We start from the raw sequence: 14,422 nt of genomic DNA, 5'->3' as shown, positions 1-14,422 counted from the left end.
ATTAGGCTGGGTGGCGGCGGCCAGCGTGAAAGGCGGTGCGACCTGGTACCTCATGGGACGGACAGCGCGGCCGCAAAGGGCGCGGGGGCCCAGCGCGCCTCTTTGCGCTCCACCGATGTGGACGAGGTCCGTTCTTTCGGCGGCCAGCATTTCTACCCCCGGAAATTCCTCCATCCGAGGCGGCGGTCGGGGCGCTTGGACGCCCGGTTCAACCTGTTGCGACTCGGCGCGCTGACCATCGGCGATGTCAGGTACGGCGCGGAAGTCACGCTCGGCTACGAGCATCCCGACGCGTACCAGGTCGGTGTGCCGGTCGCCGGACGGCTCGAGGCCCGCCAGGGCGGGCGGCCGATCGTGGGGGAGGGGTGCCGGGCGCCGCTGTTCCGCGTCGGCGAGGAGGTCGTCATCGGCCGCTGGGGTGCGGACTGCCGCCAACTCGGTGTCAAGATCAACCGGGTCGCGCTGGAGCAGCAGTTGACCTCTCTGCTGGACGCGCCGGTCGAGACACCGATCCTGTTCGCCGCCGGCCTCGACATCGCCGCCGGGCTGGGGCGCAGCTGGGCGGCGATGATCAGGCTGGTGGCGGCCGAGTTCGGGAACGACACCGGTCTGTTGCGCGAGCCGCTCATCGTGCGGCAGCTACAGGACAGCCTGACCATGGGACTGCTGCTGGCCATCGACCACCCTCGGCGTGAAGCGCTGACCCGGCGGACGGCCGCGTACCGGCCACAGCCGGTACGCCGGGCGGTCGACGCGATCCAGGCCAGTCCGGAGAGCCCGTTCACGCTGGCCGAGCTGGCCGCCGCCGCCGGCGTCGGCGTGCGTGCCCTGCAAGCCGGCTTCCAGCGCTATCTCGGCTGCACCCCGATGGCGTACCTGCGTCACGTCCGGCTCGCGCGTGTCCACGACGAACTGCGCGCCGCGGATCCCCGGAGGACCACGGTGACCGAAATCGCCTACCGGTGGGGCTTCGCCCATCTCGGCCGCTTCGCGGCGGCCTATCGCAGCCGGTACGGCGCCAGTCCCCGCGAGACCCTCCAGCAGTGGTGAGGGACGCGGGACGGCCGCTCACGGTCGCAACGCCGGAAGCCGTACGGTGAAAACCGCTCCGTGGCCGGGCTCCGCGCCCGCCTCGATGGTGCCGCCGTGCCCGGCGACCACCTCCCGCGCCAGCGCCAGACCGAGCCCGAAGCGGCGCTGATCGGCGTGGCCACGGGCGAACCGGTCGAAGATGCGGTCCGCGTCGCCCGGCTCGAAGCCGGTGCCGTCGTCACGGACCGTCAGGATCACCAGGTGGTCTTCGAGCCGGGATCGAAGATCCACGCTCACCCGCCCTCCGGCCGCGGTGTGGCTCAGCGCATTGTCCAGCAGGGCCGTCACCACCCGGCGCAGCGCCGCCTCCCGGCCGGTGACCAGCGAAGGAGCCTCGGCGTCGGTGGTCAGCACGAGGGACACCCCCAGCTCCTGAGCCCGGGCCGTGAAGGCCGTCACCGCGCCGGCCGCCACGACCCCGAGGTCGACCTCTTCCGCCGCGCCGGCGCTGTTCTCGAGTTGGGTGGAGAGCAGCAGATCGTCGATCACCTCGCCCAGCTGACGGGTGCCCGTCAGCAGCTGTTCGACGTCCGCGGCCATCTCGGCCGGCGAGGAGCCGGCCCTCAGATCCTGATGCAGCAACTGGGCGCGCGTGTGCAGTTGGGTGACCGGTGTGCGCAGCTCGTGGCTGGCGTCGGCGACGAACCGGCGCTGCCGGGCCAGCGCTTGGCCCAGCGGGGCGGTGGCGCGGCGCGCCAGCAGGATCCCGGAAGCCGCCGCGGCGGCGAGGCCGACCGCGGCCGCGACGCCCAGCGCCGTGAGGAGCCGGTGCCGCTCCCGTTCCTGTGCGGCCAGGCTGCCGACCACCTGCACGGTCTCGGCGCCGCGGGCCTGGGTGACCACCAGGTAGTCGGTACCGGCGACATCGACGGCGGTCGTCTCGGCGGCCCCGCCGGCCCGCACCCGGCCGAGCGCGGCGCGGTCGGGAAAACCGGTGGGCGCGCCGCCGGTCGACGACAACCGGCCGGCCGGGTCCAGGGTGAAGATCCAGCTGCCGGGCGGCGGGTCGACCACGTCCTCCTCGGTGGCGGCCGTCTGCCGCAGCGAGCGCTCCAGATCGCTGCGCTGGCCCCACGCGACGCCGTACGCCACGATCAGCCCGGCGATCAGCACGATGACCGCGACGGCCGCCATGTTCTGCAACGCCAGCGCCCGGCGGGCCCGCCGCAGCAGCAACCGGTCCGGGTCGGTGCCCCTCACAACGCACCCAGGCGATAGCCGGCGCCCCTGACGGTGTGCACCGCCCCGGCGCCGAGCTTGCGCCGCAGATAGTGCACATAGGTGTCGACCAGCGCCTCGGCCGCCGCGTCGGGGAAGACCCGGCGGACGATCTCGGCACGGGTGAACACGCGGTCCGGCGTCTCGGCCAGCATGCGGAGAAGATCGGCTTCCCGGCCCGAGAGCCGGGTGACGGCGCCGTCGTCGCCGTGGACCTCCCGGGAGACAAGGTCGAACTCGGCCGCGCCGAGCGGCAGCGCCGTGCGGGCTCCGGCCGGGCGGCGCATCAGGGCCCGGACACGGGCCAGCAGCTCGTCCACCTCGAACGGTTTGACCATGTAGTCCTCGGCGCCGCCGTCGAGCCCGGCCACCCGGTCACCGACGGTGCCCAGCGCGGTCAGCAGCAGAGCCGGTGTCCCGACGCCGCGGCGCCGCAGCCGGGCCAGCAGGTCGAGGCCCTCGATGGCCGGCAGACCCCGGTCTATCACGAGCACGCCGTAGCGGCGGGTCAGGCCGAGGTGCAGCCCGGCCTGGCCGTCGGCGGCGAGGTCGGCGGCGTATCCGGCGCCGCGGAAGAGCCGCAGGAGAAGCGGGCCGAGTTCCCGGTCGTCCTCCACGAGCAGGATCCGCCGGGCCGTGCCGTCGCCCGGCTGCTCGATGGTCGTGTCCACACCCCAAGCCTGCCGCGCCCGGATCGGAAAACTCCAAGAATTCCCTCCGTACGCTGATGATCTGCGACGGCCGTCGGCAGCTCATCATCCAATTCGTCCCGTATCGACCTTGGGAGGACTTCGCATGTCCACCATCAATGGGCTCCCGGCGCACATCCTGCTCGTACACGCCGTGGTCGTGCTCTTGCCGTTGAGCGCGTTCCTGCTCGTCCTGACGGCCTGGTGGCCGGCGGCCCGGAGCAGACTGGCCGGGCCTAACGCCGTGCTGTCGGCCGGCGTGGTCGCGCTCGTGCCGTTGACCACCAGCGCGGGCGAGTGGCTGGAGCGGCGGGTGCCACCCACCGAGCTGGTGCACCGGCACGCCGAACTGGGCGACACGGCGCTCTTCTACGCCGTTCCCGTCGCCGCGCTGGCCCTGATCGTCTGGTGGAGGCGCCGGGAGGAGAGCAGCCGTCGTACCTATCTGGCCCCGGCGTCACCCGCGGTGACCTACGCGGTCGCGGCGCTGTCGGTCGCTGTCGCCGTTGCCGGCGTGTACGGCACCTACCGAATCGGCGACTCCGGCTCCAAGGCCGCGTGGACGGGAACCGCCAGCGCCACCTCCCGCCCGTAGTCGTGCCCATGTGCCCTGGCCGACGGGGCGTGCGTCCCTGGGTAACAGCTTGCCCCGCTCCTACCGTGGGAGACAGCAAGCGAGGGGGTACGTGTCATGCGACAGCTTCTCGTTCTGGGCGCCGGGACAGCCGGAACCATGGTGGTCAACAAGCTGCGGCGCAAGCTCAGCCGCGACGAGTGGCGCATCACCGTGGTTGACATGAGCGACCGGCACTTCTACCAGCCGGGATATCTGTTCCTGCCCTTCGGCGCGTACGAGCCGGAGCAGGTGGTCAGGCCGGCCGCGCCGTTGATCGGCCCCGGCGTCGACGTGATCCGCGCCGAGGTGGATCGCGTCGATGCCGCCCGGAACCAGGTGCTGCTCCTCGACGGGCGGTCGCTGCCCTACGACGATCTGGTGATCGCCACGGGCGTGACACCACGGCCCGACCAGACACCGGGCATGCTCGACGGCGGGCAGTGGCGTAAAACGATCTTCGACTTCTACACGTACGAGGGCGCCGCCGCCCTCGCGAAAGCCCTGGAGCGCTTCGACGCCGGGCGGTTGGTCGTGCACATCACCGACATGCCGATCAAATGCCCGGTGGCCCCGCTGGAGTTCACCTTCCTGGCGGACGACCACCTGCGCCGCCTCGGCCGGCGTGACCGGGTGGAACTGGTCTACGCCACACCGCTGCCGGGTGCCTTCACCAAGCCGATCGCCGCCGGCCGGCTGGGCTCGATGCTCGACGAGCGGAAGGTCACCGTGGAACCGGACTTCCTGGTCGAGCGGATCGACGGCACCAGGTTGATCTCGTACGACGAGCGGGAGATCCCGTTCGATCTGCTCGTCACCGTACCGCTGAACATGGGCGCGGACTTCGTGGCCCGTTCCGGCCTGGGTGACGAGCTGAACCTGGTGCCGGTGGACCGCTTCACCATGCTCGCCAAGGGATACGACAACATCTTCGCGCTCGGCGACGCCAACGACATCCCGACCTCGAAAGCCGGCTCGGTGGCGCACTTCGCCGTCGACGTCCTCGTGGACAACTTCGTCGCGCACGCCGCGGGCCGGCCGATGACGGGCCGGTTCGACGGGCACGCGAACTGCTTCGTGGAGTCGGGCGCCGGCAAGGCGCTGCTCATCGACTTCAACTACGACACCGAACCGCTGCCCGGCCGCTATCCGCTGCCGGGGGCCGGGCCCTTCCGGTTGCTGGGCGAGTCCGCCGTCAACCACTGGGGAAAGCTCGCCTTCCGCTGGATGTACTGGCATCTGCTGCTGCCGGGCCGTCCGATCCCGCTGCCGGCGCACATGTCGATGGCCGGCAAACACACACCCGTACCAGGGAAGTGAAAGCCATGCCACTGACCACGATCGCCGGTCGCCGGATTCACGTCGACGACGAGGGCTTCCTGACCACGTACGACGAATGGGACTCCGATCTCGCCGCGTACCTCGCGGAGCGGATCGGTATCCAGCTGACCGACGAGCACTGGAAGGCCATCACGTTTCTGCGCCAGGACTACGCCGAGCACGGCGAGACGGCGACGCTGCGCCGTGTGTCGACGGCCGGTGGCGTGCCGACGAAGCAACTGTTCGTGCTGTTCCCCAAGAAGCCGGCCAAGAAGATGGCCTACATCGCCGGCCTGCCCAAACCGCACGGCTGCGTCTGAAGGGAAGCCAGAACCATGATGCCCGATTTCGGCGGCGACCAGGCGGGGCGCAAACTCGCCATCATCTGTTCCAAGGGCACCCTCGACATGGCGTACCCCGGCCTCGTGCTGGCCAACGCCGCGCTGGGCGAAGGCGTCGAGACACACCTGTTCTTCACCTTCTGGGGCTTCGACATGATCACGAAGTCCCGGATGGCACAGCTGAAGTTCACCATGCTGGGCAACACCGCGACCCACATGCCGCAGGGACTGGGTGGGCTGCCCGGGATGACGGCGGTGGCCACCCGCCAGATGAAGAAGCAGATCGCCGGCGTGGGAGTGCCGGACGTGCCCGACTTCCTCGACCAGATCGTCGCCTCCGGCGGTCACCTGTGGGCCTGCCGGATGTCCGCCGACATGATGCACCTGAACAAGGAAGATCTTTTCGAGGGCGTCGAGGACATCATCAACGCGTCCGACTTCATCGAGAAGACCGAGGGAGCCCAGCTCCTCTTCATCTGATCGCGACAGGTGGCACACACCGTCTGTTGCCTGGTGAGCCCGCGGCCGCGCAGCACCGTGACGATGCTAGCTCGGGAGGCGTCCGGGGGCGGCCGCGCCGCCGGCGGCTACCGCATCGCACCTAACGTCAGGCTGAGACGCTCTCATGGGAGGAGGAGGCGGTGACTTCCACCGAGCATGCCCTGCTTCCCGCGCTGGTGGTCGTGGCGGGCGTCGCGACCGGCTGGCTGACCGGGCAGGACGGTTCGCCGGCCTGGCAGTTCGCCCGGGTGGCGGTCGTGCTGGTGGTGACGGTCGGCGCCGCCTACCTCGTCGTGCGGGGTGCGCCCGTGACGCGGGGCACGGTGGCGGTGCTCGCCGGGCTGCCGGCGGTCGTCGCCGGCGCCGGGATCAGCCTTCCACATCTGAGCAAGACCGGTCTGTCGCCGGCGGTCGTGGCCGGTGCCCTAGCGCTGGTGGCCGGCGCTGCCCTTGCCGGTTACGGCTCGGTGCGGCTCGTGCGCAGCACCCGGCGCTGGTGGCGGCTCGCGACGGGAGCGGCCCTGCTCGCCGTAGTCACCGTCGGCCTGTTCTCGGGCGTCCAGGCGGTGGCGGCGACCAACGTGCCGCGGGCGCAGCCGGGCCCTGGTACACCGGCCGATCGCGGACTGCGCTACGAGGACACGACCTTCCCGGCACCGGACGGAGTGGCGCTGTCCGGCTGGTACCTGCCCTCGGCCGGCCGGGCGGCCGTGATCCTCCTGCACGGTGCCGGTTCCACCAGGTCGGACGTGCTCGATCAGGCCGGTGTCCTGTCCCGGCACGGGTACGGCGTCCTGCTGTTCGACGCCCGTGGCCATGGGCGCAGCGGTGGCCGGGCGATGGACTTCGGCTGGTACGGCGACGAGGACGTCGCCGGTGCGATCGACTATCTGCGAAGCCGCCCGGACGTCGACCCGGACCGCATCGGCGCGGTCGGGCTGTCCATGGGTGGTGAGGAGGCGATCGGCGCCGCCGCGAGGTGGCCGGCCCTCCGGGCGGTCGTGGCGGAAGGCGCCACCAACCGGGTCGCGGCCGACTGGTCCTTCCTCGCCGACGAGTACGGGGTCCGGGGCCGGATCCAACGGCAGGTCAACGGGGTCACCACCGCTCTGACTGACCTCCTTACCGCGGCCGACCGCCCGATCACGCTTCGTGAGGCGGTCATGATGATCGCGCCGCGGCCGGTCCTGCTCATCGCGGCTGGTGATGTGCCCACCGAGGTCCAGGCCGCCCGATACCTCCAGCGGGGCAATGCCAACGTCCAGGTGTGGCGGGTGCCGGGCACCGGCCACACGCGTGCCTGCCAGACGCGGCCGTCCGAGTGGCGGCAGTACGTGACCGCGTTCCTCGACGCCGCGCTCGGCCGGATCAGTCCCTGACGGGCCGGAGGTCCCAGCCCGAATGCCGTACGGCCCTGGCCCGCGAAGTCGCTCCGGCCCACGCTGAAAGTGGGTTGAAGAGGTGAAACGATGACATCGACGCTTGACTCCCAGCATTCGCTGCTGCGCGACGTGGTTGCCGGTCCGCGCTCGGTCGCGGCGCTCGCGCCTCTGATCGGGGCCGAGCGGTATGAAGCGCTGCTTCGCGACAGTGCGGCCTTTCGGCAACAGTTCGGCCACTCCACGATCTGGAACGTCAACTCCACCGCGACCGGTGGCGGCGTCGCCGAGTTGCTCCAGGCGCTGGTGGGCTACGCCGTGGACCTTGGCGTCGACATCCGATGGCTGGTGCTGCACGGCGATCCGGCGTTCTTCGCCATCACCAAACGGCTGCACAACGCCCTGCACGGACACGGCGGGGAAACGACCACCCCGGCTGAGGCGTCGCACTACGAGGACATCCTGGCCGCCAACGCCGCTGACCTGCTGGAGCGGGTGAAGCCCGGCGACGTCGTGCTCCTGCACGACCCGCAGACCGCGGGCCTGGCGCCTTGGTTACGGCGGGCGGGTGTACGGGTCGTGTGGCGCTGCCACATCGGCGCCGACCGGGGAAACCGGGTGACCGAGGCCGCCTGGGGCTTCCTGCGGCGATATCTCGGCGACCTCGACGGCTACGTCTTCACGCGGTACGAGTTCGTCCCGTCGTGGGTGCCGGCCGGCCGGACGTGGATCATCCCGCCGTCGATCGACCCGCTGAGTCCCAAGAACGCCCCGATGGACCCGGCAGCGGTGCGCGAGGTGATGGTCGCGGCCGGGCTTCTGGACGGCCCGCATGCCCGTCCACCTCGAGCCCACGTGGTCGCCGAGCGGCTTCCCACCGAGGACGAGCCCCTGGTGGCACAGGTCTCCCGGTGGGACCGGCTCAAGGACATGCCGGGTGTGCTGGAGGCCTTCGCCGTCCAGGTGGCGCCACGGACCGCCGGAACCCTCGCCCTGGTCGGCCCGGCGACCGGCGAGGTCGCCGACGACCCGGAGGGCGCGCAGGTCTACGCCGACTGTGTACGGGAGTGGGGCCGCCTGCCCCGTGCGGCGCGGGAACGTGTCCTTCTCGCCAGCCTTCCGCTCGACGACCTCGAGGAGAACGCCCGGATGGTGAACGCGGTGCAGCGGCACGCGACGGTCGTGGTGCAGAAGAGTCTCGCCGAGGGCTTCGGGCTCACCGTGGCCGAGGCCATGTGGAAGGGCCGGCCGGTGATCGGCTCGGCCGTCGGCGGCATCGCCGACCAGATCGTCGACGGCGCCGGCCTGCTGGTGCCCGATCCCCGCGATCTGAGCGCCTTCGGCGGCCAACTGCGCTGTCTTCTCGGTGACGCCGATCTTTGGCACCGCCTGGGCGGCGCCGCACACGAGCACGTCCGGCGGAATTTCCTGGGTGACGTGCATCTGCGGCGCTATGCCGCGCTGTTCCGCACTATCTTGAGCGTCTGATCGCGGCCGGCGCCGTCGTCAAGCCGGCCAGTCCTCGAGCGTGGCCGCGACCTGTTGCCGTACCTCCGCGATCCGGTCGTCGAGATCGTCGGCCGTCCAGCCGTCGGTGGGAATCGGGTCGAGCACCGCGACGTCGACCGTGCCCGGATTGACCAGCAGGGAACGGCGCCAGGCCAGCTCGCCGGTGTTGCGCAGCACGATGGGCACGATCGGCACCCCCGCCTGCCGGGCGATGTGGAACGCGCCCTTCTTGAACCGGCCCAGCGTCGGCGTCGGCATGCGGGTGCCCTCGGGCAGGATGAGGATCGAAACGCCGGCGCGCAGCCGTTCGGCCACACCGTCCAGGCTCTGTTTGGCCTTCGCGAGGTCGGACCGGTCGATCCACACCGGATCGAGCACCGCGCCGATCACCGCCATCCGCGGGTCGAGGCGCGCCTCCTGCTTGGCCACCGCGGTGAAGTCGTGGCGAAGCAGGGCCGCCAGCACTGGCACGTCAAGCGTGCTCTGGTGGTTGGCGATGAACACGGCGGGCCGCGCACGGTCCAGGTTCTCCTCGCCCACCACGTTGAGCCTCACGCCGGTGAGGGCCAGCGCCAGGTCGGCGGCCAGTCCGACTCCGGCGTTGAGGCCGAGCCGGCGGTCGCCCGTGAGCCACCCGATCGTGACTCCTGTGGCCAGACCGGCGTTCACGCCGATGAGCCCGCCCACAGTGCCGAGGAAGGCGCGCAGGTCCGGCGTGCGCGGCTCCCGCAGGGTGAGCACGGGCCAGCCGAGCTCGCCGGCCGCCCGGCAAAGGTCCGGGTGCGGATTCAGCGCGTACGGATGTCCCACCGACGAGAGGAACGCGATGTCCTCCGGCCCGTTCGCGTAGGCGTAGCTCCGCTCGAGGTCGATGTCGTGAGCGAGCGCGAAGGCGCGCACCGCTTTGGCCTTGGGCTCGCCCCACAGCATGCCGGCGGTGCTGCGGCCGGTCAGGACGCCGTCCTCCTCCTCGAGCTCCGTGCACACGATGTGTGCGATGCCGAGGTCACGGGCCACCGGGGCGATCTGCATCCGGGTCGCGGAGGAGGCGACGACGACAGTGTGGCCCCGGCGCAGATGGGCCCGCACCAGGTCGCGCGCCTCGGGCCGCATCGTGCCGGCGATTCTCTCGGCGAACAGTCGCTCGCCCGTCTCGGTCACGGCGCCGACCGTACGGCCGCGCAGCGCGGCGAAGCCGATCGCCCCGAGGGCCGGCGGGTCGCCGCCGAGTAGAGTGCCGTCGACCGCCGCGACGATGATGCGGGCGAACTCCCGGGCGCCGATGTCGCCTCGGCGGATCCGGTCGCGGTAGATGCTGTCGGCGGTGTAGCCGTGCACCAATGTTCCGTCGAGGTCGAAGAACGCGCCGACCCGTGGCCCGGCGTCTCCCGTGCGGACCACGTCGGTCACCTCGCTGAGAGTGTGGCTCACAACAGGTCCTCCTGCCGCATCCGGGCGATGACCCGCACTCGGCGTACGGTCTCGCGCAGCTCCCCGCGAAAATCCTCGCGCCGCTTCGCCGCCTGCGGGCCGGCGGCCAGCAGGCCGCGGTGCTCGGCGAGGCGCAGGGCGGGCTTGAACAGCTCCAGCGACACCGACTCCTCACTGGCCAAGCGGTGCTGAAGCACCCACTGCCGGCCCACGCGAAGGCACTCGTCGAGGAAGAAGGCGGCGTCGAACGGCTCGTCGTCCGGCCAGTCCGCGAGTCGCTCGGCCACCACCAGATACGCGTCCAGGAAGGGCCGCAGCACCAGCTGGGCGACCAGCAGATCGCTGGTCCGCAGCCACCGCTGCGCGTCGGCCGGGGAGAACTGGTGCAGCCCGCCGGCCTGTCCCGGATCGACGAGCGCCAGTTCGGCGGCCATCTCGGCGGCGAACTCGGACCGCGACGGGAAGAAGAAGTCGAACTTGAACAGGTCACGCAGCCTCAAGGTCTCCCGGTTCGCGGTGTCCAGCCCGTTCTCTCCGCCCTCCGCCGCCGCGACCAGGCCCAGCTCCCCGATCGCCCGGTCCACCAGCATGTGCACGGCGGTGTTGCGGTAGAACGCCGCCACCAGGTGCTGACCCGGAGTGACGGTCCAGACCGTCTCGGCGCCGCCGTCGTAACAGGCGAACACTCCCGAGCGCACCAGGTCGTCGAGCGCCCGGCGGATGGTGGCCCGGTCGGTGAGATCGGCCGCACCGGCCACCCGGCGGCCGCGCCGCACGAGATAGCGGGCCAACGGGGCCACCGTGGCCAGCACCTCGTCGAGCGTCAGGGCCCGGTCGGCGGCGAGCAGGGACAGGCACACGACGGCCGTGGCCGTCACCGGGGTGGCCCGGTTGATGCGGTGACAAGTCTCGAGGGCGATCCGCTCGACGGCGCGTGGGGCGACCGCGTCGCCGGCCCGCAACTCGGCGAGCCGGTCACGCAGCGGGAACGGCTCGCCGAACTCGACGTAGGCCCGGCCGAAGCGCTCGCGCTGGGACCGCCCGAAGGCCCACAGCCAGCGCAGATCCTCGGGGCGCTTGCCGGCGCCCCGGGCCTCCGTGGTGACCAGCGGCACCTCGTGCAACTGCTCGTAGACGACTGAGACGGGCACAATCAGCGCGCGCAGGCCGTTCGTCGCCTCCAGCGCGTCGATCACGTAGTGCAGCAGCCCGTACGCGGGCGGGCGAAGCTTTCCGGTCCGGGTCCGGCCGCCCTCGATCGACCAGCACAGGTTGCGCCGATTCTTGATCATTTGAGTGACGTACCAGCGCAGCGCGAAGCGGTACACGTCGTTTCCGGTCGTCGAGCGTCGGATGTAGACGAAGCCCGCTCGGCGCAGCAGGTGGTTGAACGGGAACACGTCGAGGTTGGCCCCGGCGAGCACGAGCGGCGGCGTCACGCGATTCTGCGAGATGGCCGCGGGAACGGTGACGCCGTCCAGGTAGGAACGGTGCGAGAAGGGGAACAGCAGCGACTGCCCTCGGTCGAGAGACCGCAGCCGCTGTGCCTGCTCGGAGTCGGTGACCAGGTCGTGGGCCCGGGTGAGCCAGCGGCTGAATCGGGCCCAGTCGCCGGTCGCGCGCCGGGTGTGAGTGGCGCCCATCTCCCGGAGGTAGCCGGCGGCCTCGGCGAGCACCTCGTGCCGGTCGCGCCCGAGCGAGGCGGCCAGGTCGCCGGCGTGCGCCGCGAACTCGTCGTCGGAGAGCAGCGCCGCCACCTCCGGCGTGTCCGCCGGCCGTGGCGCCGCCGCCTCGACAAGGCCGATTCGCCGCAGGGCGCGCCCGGCTCCGGCGCGCTCGAGCACGTCCAGCAGAGCGGAACGGTTGCCGAATGCCGGAGTCATCGCCACCTCCACGGGTGCGCGCGACGTCAGGTCGCACCTCCACTCTCCGTCCGGCCCCGTGGGCCGCGTCAGGACCGTTCGGCCCCGAGGCTGGGCCCTGAGGCCCGCGCAACGGCCACGGACCGCGGGCCGGACGGCCCTGTCCGCGGTCCGTGGCCGAGGGGCAGAGTTGCGGTGTGCCAGGTGCCGTGCTGGTCGTCGAGGACGACCGCGAGCTGCGGGAACTGGTCCGCCGGTATCTCCAGCGGGCCGGTCACCCGGTGCGCACCACCGGTTATGGCGCCGAGGCGATCGAGCTGGTGACCGGTGGCGGTGTCGAGCTGGTCGTGCTCGACCTCGGCCTGCCCGATGTCGACGGCCGTGAGGTCTTGGCGGCCGCTCGCGAGCACGGTCGTGAGGTGCCGGTGATCGTCCTGACCGCCCGCAGCAGTGTCGACGATCGCATCGAAGGGCTCCGCCACGGCGCCGACGACTACGTGACCAAGCCGTTCTCCCCGACCGAGTTGGTATTGCGGGTCGAGGCGGTGCTGCACCGCACCCGGGGCGGTGACGGGAAGAACACCAGGGCGATCACCTACGGCGGCGAGCGGCTACGGCTCGACGAGAGCCGTCACGAGGCGCACCTGGACGACACCCAGGTGGAGCTGACGCCGACCGAGTGAGGGCTGCTCACCGCGCTGGCCGCCACGCCCGGACGGGTCTACTCGCGCTACGAGCTGATCAACCAGGTGCGCGGGTACGAGTTCCCCGGCTACGAGCGCACCATCGACTCGCACGTGAAGAACCTCCGGCGCAAGCTCGGGCCTGACGGGGCGCGGATCGTCGAGACCGTGCTCGGCGTCGGTTACCGGTTGGGGTGGTCGCGTGACCGGTGACCGTTCGGTGTGGGCCGGTCCGCTGGGGCGGCGTCTGCTGGCCGCTTTCGTGTTGGTGGCGTTGTCGTCGGTGGTGGTGCTGACGGTTGCCGCTCTGATCGCCACCGACCGTGGACTGGCCAGCGCCGCCGGGCAGGACCGGCAGCGGGTCGCCGCTCAGGTGGCGAGCGCTGCCGCTGACGCGTACCTGCGCTCCGGTGGCTGGAGCGGCGCGGACCTGGCGCCGGCGTCAGCCCTGGCTGCCGCCGCCGGTACCCGGCTGACAGTGCGGGATGCCGCCGGCAGCATGGTGTGGCCCGGGCGCGGCATGGGTCCCGGCATGGAAGGTATGCGCGACGCGCAAGGCACCGGACCGGTGGTGGAGCAGCCGGTCGTCGTCGGTGACCGGCGGGTCGGCAGTGTCCGGCTGGTGTTTCCGGCGAGCGCGTCCTCCGGTCGTGCCGTGGCCTGGTCGTGGATCGGCGGGGCGGCGGGTGCTGCTTTACTGGCGGCGCTGGTGGTGAGCGCGTTCGTCTCGGGCCGGCTGGCTCGGCCGCTGGTGGCTCTGGCCGCGGCGGCGCGCCGGTTCGCCGCCGGTGATCGCGCGGCCCGTGCCCGGCTGCGGGCGCCGGGGGAGCTGGGGGAGGTGGCGAAAGCCTTCGACGCCATGGCCGACGAGGTGGTGCGGGCCGATTCCGTACGCCGGCGGCAGGCGTCCGACATCGCGCACGAGTTGCGCACGCCGCTGGCGGGGCTGCAGGCCGGTCTGGAGGAGTTGCGTGATGGGCTGCGACCGGCCGACGCGCCACGGTTGGCCGCGCTGCACGATCAGTCGTTGCGGCTGGGCCGGGTCGTGCAGGATCTCGCCGACCTGTCGGCCGCCGAGTCGGCCGCCATGTCGCTGCACCTGGTCGATGCCGACCTGGCGGAGATCACTGCCGCGACCTTGGCGGCGCAGCGTCCTCGCCTCGACGCCGACGGACTGATGGTCATCGCCGAACTCGACCGGCAGGTGCCGGTTCGGGGTGACCCGGATCGCTTGCATCAGGTCATCGGCAACCTGTTGGCCAATGCCGCCCGTTACTGCCGCCCCGGAGATCGGTTGCGCATCGCGGTCCGGGCCGAGCAGGGCGATGCCGTGCTGCTCGTGGCGGACAGCGGTCCGGGCATGGCGGCGGATGAGCTTCCGCACGCGTTCGACCGGCTGTGGCGCGGCCGTGACACGGCCGGGACGACCGGCTCGGGCATCGGACTGGCCGTGGTGCGGGAACTGGTCACCGCGCACGGCGGCACGGTCGTTCTCGATTCGCCCGACGCAGGGGGCTTGACCGTGACCGTGCGGCTGCCTCTCGCCGGTGCTGTCGCCGAACGCGATCTGCTCAGCGGGCGTGACTGCCGTTGACCCGCCCGCCGCCCAGGTGCGGTGGTTTGCGCCGGCGGGCGAGGACGGCGCCGGCCGTGGCGGCGACGCAGCCGCCGAGCGCCACGCAGAGCAGCGGATGACTCCACACCCGGTTCGCCGGCTGCTGAGCGAGGACGAAGACGCCCATGGCGACGACGAACCAGCCGAATGCCTGGCCTGCTGGGCGGGT

The 14,422-nt window shown here is 71.7% G+C and carries 15 protein-coding genes; 10 read left to right on the top strand and 5 right to left on the bottom strand.

Annotated features, from left to right (window positions below; translation table 11 throughout):
* Positions 1-117: 117 nt before the first annotated feature.
* Positions 118-1,050, top strand: coding sequence for an AraC family transcriptional regulator (locus CRP55_RS34255; RefSeq protein ID WP_281260834.1), 933 nt, complete (start codon positions 118-120; stop codon positions 1,048-1,050).
* 18 nt (positions 1,051-1,068) lie between these two features.
* On the opposite strand, the gene CRP55_RS34250 is transcribed toward CRP55_RS34255, so the two are convergent.
* Both CRP55_RS34250 and CRP55_RS34245 read right to left on the bottom strand, forming a co-directional pair.
* Entirely contained in the window at positions 1,069-2,292 is a 1,224-nt protein-coding gene (locus CRP55_RS34250; protein ID WP_245923559.1) for a sensor histidine kinase, read from the bottom strand.
* On the bottom strand, positions 2,289-2,981 hold the full coding sequence (locus CRP55_RS34245) for a response regulator transcription factor (protein ID WP_245923558.1): 693 nt from the start codon (positions 2,979-2,981) through the stop codon (positions 2,289-2,291). The genes CRP55_RS34250 and CRP55_RS34245 overlap by 4 nt, the downstream gene beginning before the upstream one ends.
* 124 nt (positions 2,982-3,105) lie before the next feature.
* Here CRP55_RS34245 and CRP55_RS34240 point away from each other — a divergent pair, with 124 nt between their 5' ends.
* The 6 genes from CRP55_RS34240 (at position 3,106) to CRP55_RS55125 (ending at position 8,641) form a co-directional block, all read left to right on the top strand.
* The gene (locus CRP55_RS34240) at positions 3,106-3,594 is read left to right on the top strand and encodes a DUF2231 domain-containing protein (RefSeq protein WP_097325701.1); all 489 of its coding nucleotides are present in this window, start codon (positions 3,106-3,108) and stop codon (positions 3,592-3,594) included.
* A 96-nt stretch (positions 3,595-3,690) separates the two neighbouring features.
* On the top strand, positions 3,691-4,932 hold the full coding sequence (gene sqr / locus CRP55_RS34235) for a type III sulfide quinone reductase, selenoprotein subtype (RefSeq protein WP_097325699.1): 1,242 nt from the start codon (positions 3,691-3,693) through the stop codon (positions 4,930-4,932).
* A gap of 5 nt (positions 4,933-4,937) precedes the next feature.
* On the top strand, positions 4,938-5,252 hold the full coding sequence (locus tag CRP55_RS34230) for a TusE/DsrC/DsvC family sulfur relay protein (RefSeq protein ID WP_097325794.1): 315 nt from the start codon (positions 4,938-4,940) through the stop codon (positions 5,250-5,252).
* 15 nt (positions 5,253-5,267) lie between these two features.
* A complete protein-coding gene (locus CRP55_RS34225; RefSeq protein WP_097325698.1) occupies positions 5,268-5,753 on the top strand; it encodes a DsrE/DsrF/DrsH-like family protein in 486 nt (161 codons plus the stop codon).
* 161 nt (positions 5,754-5,914) lie between these two features.
* Positions 5,915-7,153, top strand: coding sequence for an alpha/beta hydrolase (locus tag CRP55_RS34220; protein ID WP_097325695.1), 1,239 nt, complete (start codon positions 5,915-5,917; stop codon positions 7,151-7,153).
* 90 nt (positions 7,154-7,243) lie between these two features.
* On the top strand, positions 7,244-8,641 hold the full coding sequence (locus CRP55_RS55125) for a glycosyltransferase (RefSeq protein WP_097325693.1): 1,398 nt from the start codon (positions 7,244-7,246) through the stop codon (positions 8,639-8,641).
* 18 nt (positions 8,642-8,659) lie between these two features.
* Here CRP55_RS55125 and CRP55_RS34210 read toward each other — a convergent pair whose 3' ends face one another.
* Both CRP55_RS34210 and CRP55_RS34205 read right to left on the bottom strand, forming a co-directional pair.
* Positions 8,660-10,093, bottom strand: coding sequence for an HAD-IB family hydrolase (locus CRP55_RS34210; protein WP_097325692.1), 1,434 nt, complete (start codon positions 10,091-10,093; stop codon positions 8,660-8,662).
* The gene (locus tag CRP55_RS34205) at positions 10,090-11,976 is read right to left on the bottom strand and encodes a lysophospholipid acyltransferase (RefSeq protein ID WP_097325793.1); all 1,887 of its coding nucleotides are present in this window, start codon (positions 11,974-11,976) and stop codon (positions 10,090-10,092) included. Before CRP55_RS34205 ends, CRP55_RS34210 begins: the two co-directional genes overlap by 4 nt.
* 176 nt (positions 11,977-12,152) lie before the next feature.
* Between CRP55_RS34205 and CRP55_RS34200 the strand changes: the two genes are divergently transcribed.
* From CRP55_RS34200 to CRP55_RS34195, 3 genes are read left to right on the top strand one after another with little or no spacing between them, the layout of a single operon-like run.
* Positions 12,153-12,638 (top strand): response regulator transcription factor, encoded by a 486-nt coding sequence (locus CRP55_RS34200; protein ID WP_218854763.1) that lies wholly within the window; start codon positions 12,153-12,155, stop codon positions 12,636-12,638.
* 3 nt (positions 12,639-12,641) lie between these two features.
* On the top strand, positions 12,642-12,851 hold the full coding sequence (locus tag CRP55_RS54060; protein WP_218854769.1) for a winged helix-turn-helix domain-containing protein: 210 nt from the start codon (positions 12,642-12,644) through the stop codon (positions 12,849-12,851).
* The gene (locus CRP55_RS34195; protein ID WP_097325690.1) at positions 12,841-14,232 is read left to right on the top strand and encodes a sensor histidine kinase; all 1,392 of its coding nucleotides are present in this window, start codon (positions 12,841-12,843) and stop codon (positions 14,230-14,232) included. The genes CRP55_RS54060 and CRP55_RS34195 overlap by 11 nt, the downstream gene beginning before the upstream one ends.
* On the opposite strand, the gene CRP55_RS53405 is transcribed toward CRP55_RS34195, so the two are convergent.
* Positions 14,210-14,380 carry a hypothetical protein gene (locus CRP55_RS53405; RefSeq protein WP_179855449.1) on the bottom strand — a complete coding sequence of 57 codons (171 nt, stop codon included), beginning with the start codon at positions 14,378-14,380 and terminating at the stop codon, positions 14,210-14,212. The two genes, CRP55_RS34195 and CRP55_RS53405, sit on opposite strands and share 23 nt — an antisense overlap.
* Positions 14,381-14,422 lie beyond the last annotated feature (42 nt).

Origin of the sequence: Paractinoplanes atraurantiacus, from assembly GCF_900215205.1 — a bacterium.
GTDB classification, from domain to species: domain Bacteria; phylum Actinomycetota; class Actinomycetes; order Mycobacteriales; family Micromonosporaceae; genus Actinoplanes; species Actinoplanes atraurantiacus.
The sequence above is the reverse complement of the archived record's forward strand: the minus strand, read 5'-3'. Positions and strand labels throughout refer to the sequence as shown.

What these genes read in the sequence shown, in the direction of transcription:
- sqr (WP_097325699.1), top strand. Translation starts at nt 3,691, where the DNA reads ATGCGACAGCTTCTCGTTCTGGGCGCCGGGACAGCCGGAACCATGGTG.
- CRP55_RS53405 (WP_179855449.1), bottom strand. Translation starts at nt 14,380, where the DNA reads ATGGGCGTCTTCGTCCTCGCTCAGCAGCCGGCGAACCGGGTGTGGAGT.
- CRP55_RS34240 (WP_097325701.1), top strand. Translation starts at nt 3,106, where the DNA reads ATGTCCACCATCAATGGGCTCCCGGCGCACATCCTGCTCGTACACGCC.
- CRP55_RS34205 (WP_097325793.1), bottom strand. Translation starts at nt 11,976, where the DNA reads ATGACTCCGGCATTCGGCAACCGTTCCGCTCTGCTGGACGTGCTCGAG.
- CRP55_RS55125 (WP_097325693.1), top strand. Translation starts at nt 7,244, where the DNA reads ATGACATCGACGCTTGACTCCCAGCATTCGCTGCTGCGCGACGTGGTT.
- CRP55_RS34230 (WP_097325794.1), top strand. Translation starts at nt 4,938, where the DNA reads ATGCCACTGACCACGATCGCCGGTCGCCGGATTCACGTCGACGACGAG.
- CRP55_RS34225 (WP_097325698.1), top strand. Translation starts at nt 5,268, where the DNA reads ATGATGCCCGATTTCGGCGGCGACCAGGCGGGGCGCAAACTCGCCATC.